The organism is Brevundimonas vesicularis, from assembly GCF_032067225.1.
Lineage (GTDB): Bacteria > Pseudomonadota > Alphaproteobacteria > Caulobacterales > Caulobacteraceae > Brevundimonas > Brevundimonas vesicularis_F.
Window position 1 is genome coordinate 1 of the sequence record NZ_DAMBJX010000027.1, and the last position, 5,821, is coordinate 5,821.

Below are 5,821 nucleotides of genomic sequence, written 5' to 3' on the forward strand. Positions count from 1 at the left end.
CCGTGGTCTGGGGCGAGCAGGCGGCAGCCAGAAGCGCGACGGCGGCGATGAGGGAAATGCGGATCATGAAATCTGTCCTTTGGTGAAGCCTGACCACACGTCGTCGTAGTCGAGCTGCATCTGCGGTGATTCCGACGCCCATTTCGTGACGCGGATCGGCATGCGCGTCTCGAACATGAAGGCCAGGGTGTTTTCGATCTTGTGGGGCTTGAGTTCGGCCTTGATCGCGCCGTCATAGCTGGCCTGATCGGGGCCGTGGCCGCTCATGCGGTTGTGCAGCGATGCGCCGCCTGGCGCGAATCCGCCCGCCTTGGCGTCATAGGCGCCGGTCACCAGACCCATGAACTCGCTCATCACGTTGCGATGGAACCACGGCGGGCGGAAGGTGTCCTCGGCCACCATCCAGCGCGGCGGGAAGATGACGAAGTCGATATTGGCCGTGCCGGGCGTCTCGGACGGGCTGGTCAGGACGGTGAAGATCGACGGATCAGGATGGTCGTAGCTGACGGTGTTGATCGTGTTGAACCGCGCCGTATCGTAGCGGCAGGGGGCCAGATTGCCGTGCCAGGCGACGACGTCCAGCGGGCTGTGACCGAAGGTCGTGGCCCAGAGACGGCCGCCGTATTTCTGGACGCATTCGGTCGGGCGATCCACGTCCTCATAGGCCGCAATCGGCGTCTCGAAGTCGCGCGGATTGGCCAGGCCGTTCGAGCCGATGGGACCGAGATCCGGCAGGCGGAACGGACTGCCGTAGTTCTCGCAGACATAGCCGCGCACCGGCCCCTCGACCTCGACGCGGAACCGCACGCCGCGCGGGATCAGGACGATGTGACCCGGCTGGGCCTCGATGACGCCGAACTCGGTGACGAAGCGGTGCGCCCCCTCCTGTGGCACGATCAGCAGTTCGCCGTCGGCGTCATAGAAGACCCGGTCGGTCATCGATCGGTTGGCGACATACAGGTGAATGCCCGCCCCGGCCCCGCCATCCGGTTCGCCGTTGCCGCCATAGGTCGTCAGCCCCTCGACCCAGTCGATCGCAGCCTGCGGCATCGGCAGCGGATCCCAGCGCATCCGGTTGGGATTGGGCGGCGTCTCATCGAACGGACCGGAGCGGACCCGCCCCTGATCGAAGGGGGTGTAAGGCCCATGCTGGGCCGACGGACGCAGGCGATAGAGCCAGCTGCGCCGGTTCTCGGCGCGCGGGGCGGTGAAGGCGGTGCCGGACAGCTGTTCGGCATACAGGCCCATCGGCGTCTTCTGCGGCGAGTTGCGGCCGACCGGCAGGGCGCCGGGCGCGGCCTCGGTCGCGAAATGATTGCCGAAACCGGTCATGTAGGCGGGCGCGTTGGATCGCGTCATATCATGTCTCCCTATGCCCCTCGTTTAGCCGTCCCCGGCGCCAGCGTCACCCTTTGCCCGTCAGGCAACAGCTTGGCGGTTGGCGCGTTGCTGTGGCCTCGCGGAGGGATTTCCATGACCTATCTGACCCGGGCGGTGTTCGCCTTCGCCAGCCTGCTGCTGTTGCTGGCAGCCATGGCCCTGATCGGGTTCGGGGTGAAGGATGCGCTGCACGGCATCGGCTCGCCCGACAAGTCCGGCGCCGATGCAGTTCTGGACGTGCTGGGCTATGTCATCGTCGCCATCGCCGTGTTCGACGTGGCCAAATACATCTTCGAGGACGAGGTTCGACGCGGCAACGAAAAGCGCAGCGCCGCCGAGGCCCGGCGCAGCCTGACCAAGTTCCTATCGACCATCGTCATCGCCCTGTTCCTCGAGGCGCTGGTGGTGGTGTTCAAGACGGCGCGCGAGGATGTGGCGCAGTTGCTCTATCCCACCGCCCTGCTGATCGCCTCGGTGCTGGTGCTGGTGGGCTTGGGCGTCTTCCAGCGCCTGTCGGCCACGGTCGAGGAAAAGGTCGGCGACGACGACGAGGCCGAGGATCGCAAGGACAAGGTCAGGCAAAAGGCCGCGCCCTAAACCTTCGACGGCAGGAAGGGCGAGAAGGTGATGACGGTGAAGGTGTCGCGCACGTGCGGCCGCGTCTGGACCTGTTTCGTCACGAAGGTGCCGATGTCGGCGTCGCGCGGCAGGTTGAACTTGGCCAGCAGGTCGTGCTGACCCGACGTGGAATAGACCTCCGAGACGTTCTCGACATTATCCACGATGTCGGCCGCGACGTCGTTGGCGTAGCCCAGCTCGCATTTGATGAAGACGAAGATGGCGGTCATCATGGCGGATCAGTCCTCTGGTTCGAGGGCGCTTCTAGCGGACGAAGACGTGACGGGTAAGCCGCAAGACACAGACGCCGTTCTGGAGGCGCAATACAACAACCGCGCCCTGGTCCCCGACCACCCCGCCGTGATGGCGCGCTGGAAGGCGGGATCGGAAACCGCCCGCGCCGCCCATCCGCCCCAGGTCCTGAAATACGGCCCAGGCGAGCGCGAGCGGATCGACTGGTTCGACGCCGGGGACGGGGCGCCGGTCGTGGTCTTCCTGCACGGCGGATACTGGCAGGCGCTGGATGCGGGCTGGTTCAGCTTCGTGGCTCCACCCCTGATGGCCCACAGCGTCAGCGTCGCCATCCCGACCTATGACCTGGCGCCGAGCGTGCGGCTGGGCCGGATCGTCGATCAGGCGCGGGCGGCGGTCGATCTGATCCGCGACCGCACCGGCGCCGCGCCCGTCGTCAGCGGCCATTCGGCGGGCGGGCATATGGCGGCCTGCCTGGTGGCGGACGGGCGAGCCTCGGCGGCGGTCGCCCTCTCGGGCGTGTTCGATCTGGAACCGCTGATTCCCACCTCAATCAACGTCGGCCTGGACCTGAGTACGGCCGAGGCTGAGGCCCTGTCGCCGATGCGCTGGCCGGCGCCGGACGGCGCGGTTCTGGACTGCATCGTCGGCGGTGCGGAGAGCGAGGCCTTCGTGGATCAAAGCCGCGACATGGCCGCGCGCTGGGGCGACGCCGGCGCCGGGACGCGGTTCGAGGCCCTGCCCGGCCTGAACCATTTCACGGTTCTGGATCCGCTGTTCGATGCGCAGAGCACCCTGGTCAAACGGCTGGCCGACCTGGCCCATCGACGCTGGGCGTCAATCAGACCCGGCGGCGAAAAATAGAGTCTAATTCGTCTAATTCGTATGAAATCCCCCACTCCCCTCCCTGACAGATGGGCTTGAGCGGCGAGGCTTCAAGAGGGGCGGTCGGCGCGCCAGATGAAGACGAAGTTGCGGTGTTCGGCCCAGGTCTGACCCTCGACATGATCGCCCGATAGGCAGGCCGCCGTGTGATAGGGGCCTGCGCCGTCGGTGGTGCGGAACGAGACGCACAGCCGGCCGTGCTGGCGCTTCCATCGGCCCGCCTCAATGCGGCTGTTGTAGAAGTCGCCCGTCACGACGCCATCGGGTTGCAGCGTCAGGTTCATGGGCTGGCGATAGGGCTGGGCCGGATCGGTCGCCAGATCGACGGACCACGCCCCGTCCATGTCGGCGGCGGGCGGCGGATCCTGAACGGTCAGAAGGGCGACGACGGCGAGGGCGGCGAACATCCTGCTTCTCCCACAGGCGATTGACCGAACAACGGTCCGCCTTTCGCCACATGCCGTCAAGAGAACGTCCGCGCTAACGCGGTTTGACTTGACCTTGCGTCCGCGACAGCGGAGGTCGGACGCGAACCTATCGCAGAGGAACCCGTCCATGGCCCATGATCGCGTCAGCGTGCTTCAGGCGCTTCAGACCCAGGGCGTGTGCCCGGTCTTCTACCATCCCGACGCCGAGGTCAGTCTGAACGTCATTCGCGCCTGCGCGCGCGGCGGGGCGCCGGTGGTCGAGTTCACCAATCGCGGCGACTTCGCCTGCGACCTGTTCGGCGAGATCAATCGCGAACTGATCAAGACCGACCCGAACGTCGTCCTGGGCATTGGATCGGTCGTCGATGCGGGCACGGCCTCGCTTTATCTGAACCGGGGCGCCCGGTTCGTGGTCAGCCCCTGCCTGATCCCCGACGTGGCCAAGGTCTGCAATCGGCGCATGGTCGCCTATTTCCCCGGCTGCGGGTCGGTGACCGACATCGGCGAGGCGCACGAGCTGGGCTGCGACATCGTCAAACTGTTCCCCGGCTCGTCGGTCGGCGGACCGGACTTCGTCAAGGCGGTCAAGGGCCCGATGCCCTGGGTCAAGATCATGCCCACCGGCGGCGTCGATCCGGACGAGGCGTCGATCGCCAAATGGTTCGGAGCGGGCATCGTCGCGGCGGGTATGGGCTCCAAACTAGTGACGGATGACGCCGTGAAGTCGGGCGACTGGGCCGCCATCGAGGCGTCGGTGCGTTCGGCGGTGAACGCCGTCGCCGCCTTCCGCGCGTCCAAGAAGGGCTGAGCGCCCCAGCGCCGTCAGCGGGGCGCGCGGTCGTCCGGCTGACGGTGATCCGGCCCGTGGGCTGCGGCGCGACGGGCGTTGCCCTTACGCTGAAGGATCGGGGCCAGGGCCTTACGCTCCTCGGGCGTCAGCGTCGCCAGCACCGCGACCGCGCCGTTTTCCAGGCGCGTGCGGCCCCGCATCTCGGCGGCTCTGGACTGCTCCAGCAAGCTTTCGACCCGGGCCGCGTCCAGAGTGGGCTGACCGGCGACGTCGATGGCCTCTCGCCGGGCGGCGCGGGCCGCCTCGAAATCAGGACGCGCCGCCAGGGCCGATTCTCGCAGCGAGGTGCGCACGCGCTGGCGCACGGCCGGATCCAGATCGGCCAGCACCTCGGCCAGCGGTCCCTCGCGGCCCGGACGGCGCTGATCCTCGATCCGGCGTTCGATCCGATCGCGATTGACGACATAGGTGACGCCGCCCGCCACGGCGAACAGGTTCAGGGCCACCGAGACGGCCAGGACGATCTTCAGGCTCTTGGACGTCATCCCAGCAGTTCCGTGTCATCCACGCCCGTCAGCGAGGATTGGTAAAGCACCGCATCGGCGCGCGCGTCGGCCGTCAGATGGGTGGTCAGGCCGACGCCGGCGACCACGCCCGCACAGGCCGCGGCGGCCCAGCCGGCGCCCAGATACCAGATCGCCTTGCCCAGACGGCTTTTCGCCCGGGGCGCAGCCGCAAGGATGCGCGCGGTCAGGGCGGAGGACGGGACAGGTTTGGGCGCGGCGTCGAGCAGAGCGTCCAGCGCGGCCGCCTGATCCAGCACCGCATTCAGCGATGGATCGGCGGCGATCAGGCTTTCGGCGAAGGCGCGCTCGGACGCGGGCCACCGACGCAGGTCGGCGCCATAGGCGTCCGCCAGTTCGTGCAACCGTTCCGCCTTCATCGTCCGTCTCCTCTAATCGACCCCGGACCGATGTCCGAAAGGGCCAGACGTAATGCGCGACGACCGCGCGACAACAAACTCTCCAGCGCCTCTACGCTGATCTCCATCAGGGCCGCCGCATCGATATTCGACAGCTCCTGATAATGGCACAGGACGATGGCCTCGCGCTGTCGGTCCGGCAGACGTTTCAGGGCCGCCGTGACCCGCATGCCCGTCTCGGCCGCCAGCAGACCGCGATCCGGCGCCGGGCCTTCGTCGGGACGATCCGGCGGCGTGTCGGTCGGAATTTCGCGCCGACGCCTCAGCCGATCGTAACAGAGGTTCAGCGCGACCCGGTGCAGCCAAGTGTCGAACCGGGCCTTGCCGGGCGTCCACTTTGGCGCCTGACGCCAGGCCTTGAGCATCGTCTCCTGGGCCACGTCCTCGGCCTCGACGGCGTCGCCCAGCATGCGCTGGGCCAGCGACAGGATGCGCGGCAGCTTGCGCGTGACGAGCGTCTGTGCCGCCGCCGGGTCGCCCTGCCCC

Annotated in this window: 9 protein-coding genes; 3 read left to right on the forward strand and 6 right to left on the reverse strand. The window is 67.7% G+C overall.

The window, feature by feature from the left end:
• Nucleotides 1–63 precede the first annotated feature (63 nt).
• Nucleotides 64–1,359 carry a homogentisate 1,2-dioxygenase gene (hmgA, locus tag RT123_RS08670; RefSeq protein ID WP_313008753.1) on the reverse strand — a complete coding sequence of 432 codons (1,296 nt, stop codon included), beginning with the start codon at nt 1,357–1,359 and terminating at the stop codon, nt 64–66.
• Between the two features lie 114 nt (nt 1,360–1,473).
• On the opposite strand from hmgA, the gene RT123_RS08675 reads away from it, so the two are divergent.
• Nucleotides 1,474–1,977, forward strand: coding sequence for a GNAT family acetyltransferase (locus RT123_RS08675; protein ID WP_313008754.1), 504 nt, complete (start codon nt 1,474–1,476; stop codon nt 1,975–1,977).
• On the opposite strand, the gene RT123_RS08680 is transcribed toward RT123_RS08675, so the two are convergent.
• On the reverse strand, nt 1,974–2,231 hold the full coding sequence (locus RT123_RS08680; RefSeq protein ID WP_045811868.1) for an Lrp/AsnC ligand binding domain-containing protein: 258 nt from the start codon (nt 2,229–2,231) through the stop codon (nt 1,974–1,976). The genes RT123_RS08675 and RT123_RS08680 overlap by 4 nt on opposite strands.
• Between RT123_RS08680 and RT123_RS08685 the strand changes: the two genes are divergently transcribed.
• Complete coding sequence (locus RT123_RS08685) at nt 2,218–3,114, forward strand: alpha/beta hydrolase (RefSeq protein WP_313008755.1); 897 nt, start codon at nt 2,218–2,220, stop codon at nt 3,112–3,114. The genes RT123_RS08680 and RT123_RS08685 overlap by 14 nt on opposite strands.
• 71 nt (nt 3,115–3,185) lie before the next feature.
• Here the strand turns inward: RT123_RS08685 and RT123_RS08690 are convergent, their stop codons facing one another.
• Nucleotides 3,186–3,542, reverse strand: coding sequence for a hypothetical protein (locus tag RT123_RS08690; RefSeq protein WP_295208468.1), 357 nt, complete (start codon nt 3,540–3,542; stop codon nt 3,186–3,188).
• A gap of 148 nt (nt 3,543–3,690) precedes the next feature.
• On the opposite strand from RT123_RS08690, the gene RT123_RS08695 reads away from it, so the two are divergent.
• Nucleotides 3,691–4,371 (forward strand): bifunctional 4-hydroxy-2-oxoglutarate aldolase/2-dehydro-3-deoxy-phosphogluconate aldolase, encoded by a 681-nt coding sequence (locus RT123_RS08695; protein WP_055752818.1) that lies wholly within the window; start codon nt 3,691–3,693, stop codon nt 4,369–4,371.
• 14 nt (nt 4,372–4,385) lie between these two features.
• Here the strand turns inward: RT123_RS08695 and RT123_RS08700 are convergent, their stop codons facing one another.
• From RT123_RS08700 to RT123_RS08710, 3 genes are all read right to left on the reverse strand, one after another.
• Nucleotides 4,386–4,898, reverse strand: coding sequence for a periplasmic heavy metal sensor (locus RT123_RS08700; RefSeq protein WP_313008760.1), 513 nt, complete (start codon nt 4,896–4,898; stop codon nt 4,386–4,388).
• Nucleotides 4,895–5,296 carry a hypothetical protein gene (locus tag RT123_RS08705; protein ID WP_313008761.1) on the reverse strand — a complete coding sequence of 134 codons (402 nt, stop codon included), beginning with the start codon at nt 5,294–5,296 and terminating at the stop codon, nt 4,895–4,897. The genes RT123_RS08700 and RT123_RS08705 overlap by 4 nt, the downstream gene beginning before the upstream one ends.
• Nucleotides 5,293–5,821: RNA polymerase sigma factor (locus RT123_RS08710; protein WP_313008762.1), on the reverse strand; the 529-nt coding region annotated here is incomplete at its 5' end. The genes RT123_RS08705 and RT123_RS08710, both read right to left, overlap by 4 nt.

Coding starts and splice junctions, on each gene's coding strand:
- RT123_RS08685 (WP_313008755.1), top strand. CDS start 2,218: ATGGCGGTCATCATGGCGGATCAGTCCTCTGGTTCGAGGGCGCTTCTA.
- RT123_RS08695 (WP_055752818.1), top strand. CDS start 3,691: ATGGCCCATGATCGCGTCAGCGTGCTTCAGGCGCTTCAGACCCAGGGC.
- RT123_RS08680 (WP_045811868.1), bottom strand. CDS start 2,231: ATGATGACCGCCATCTTCGTCTTCATCAAATGCGAGCTGGGCTACGCC.
- RT123_RS08700 (WP_313008760.1), bottom strand. CDS start 4,898: ATGACGTCCAAGAGCCTGAAGATCGTCCTGGCCGTCTCGGTGGCCCTG.
- RT123_RS08675 (WP_313008754.1), top strand. CDS start 1,474: ATGACCTATCTGACCCGGGCGGTGTTCGCCTTCGCCAGCCTGCTGCTG.
- RT123_RS08705 (WP_313008761.1), bottom strand. CDS start 5,296: ATGAAGGCGGAACGGTTGCACGAACTGGCGGACGCCTATGGCGCCGAC.
- hmgA (WP_313008753.1), bottom strand. CDS start 1,359: ATGACGCGATCCAACGCGCCCGCCTACATGACCGGTTTCGGCAATCAT.
- RT123_RS08690 (WP_295208468.1), bottom strand. CDS start 3,542: ATGTTCGCCGCCCTCGCCGTCGTCGCCCTTCTGACCGTTCAGGATCCG.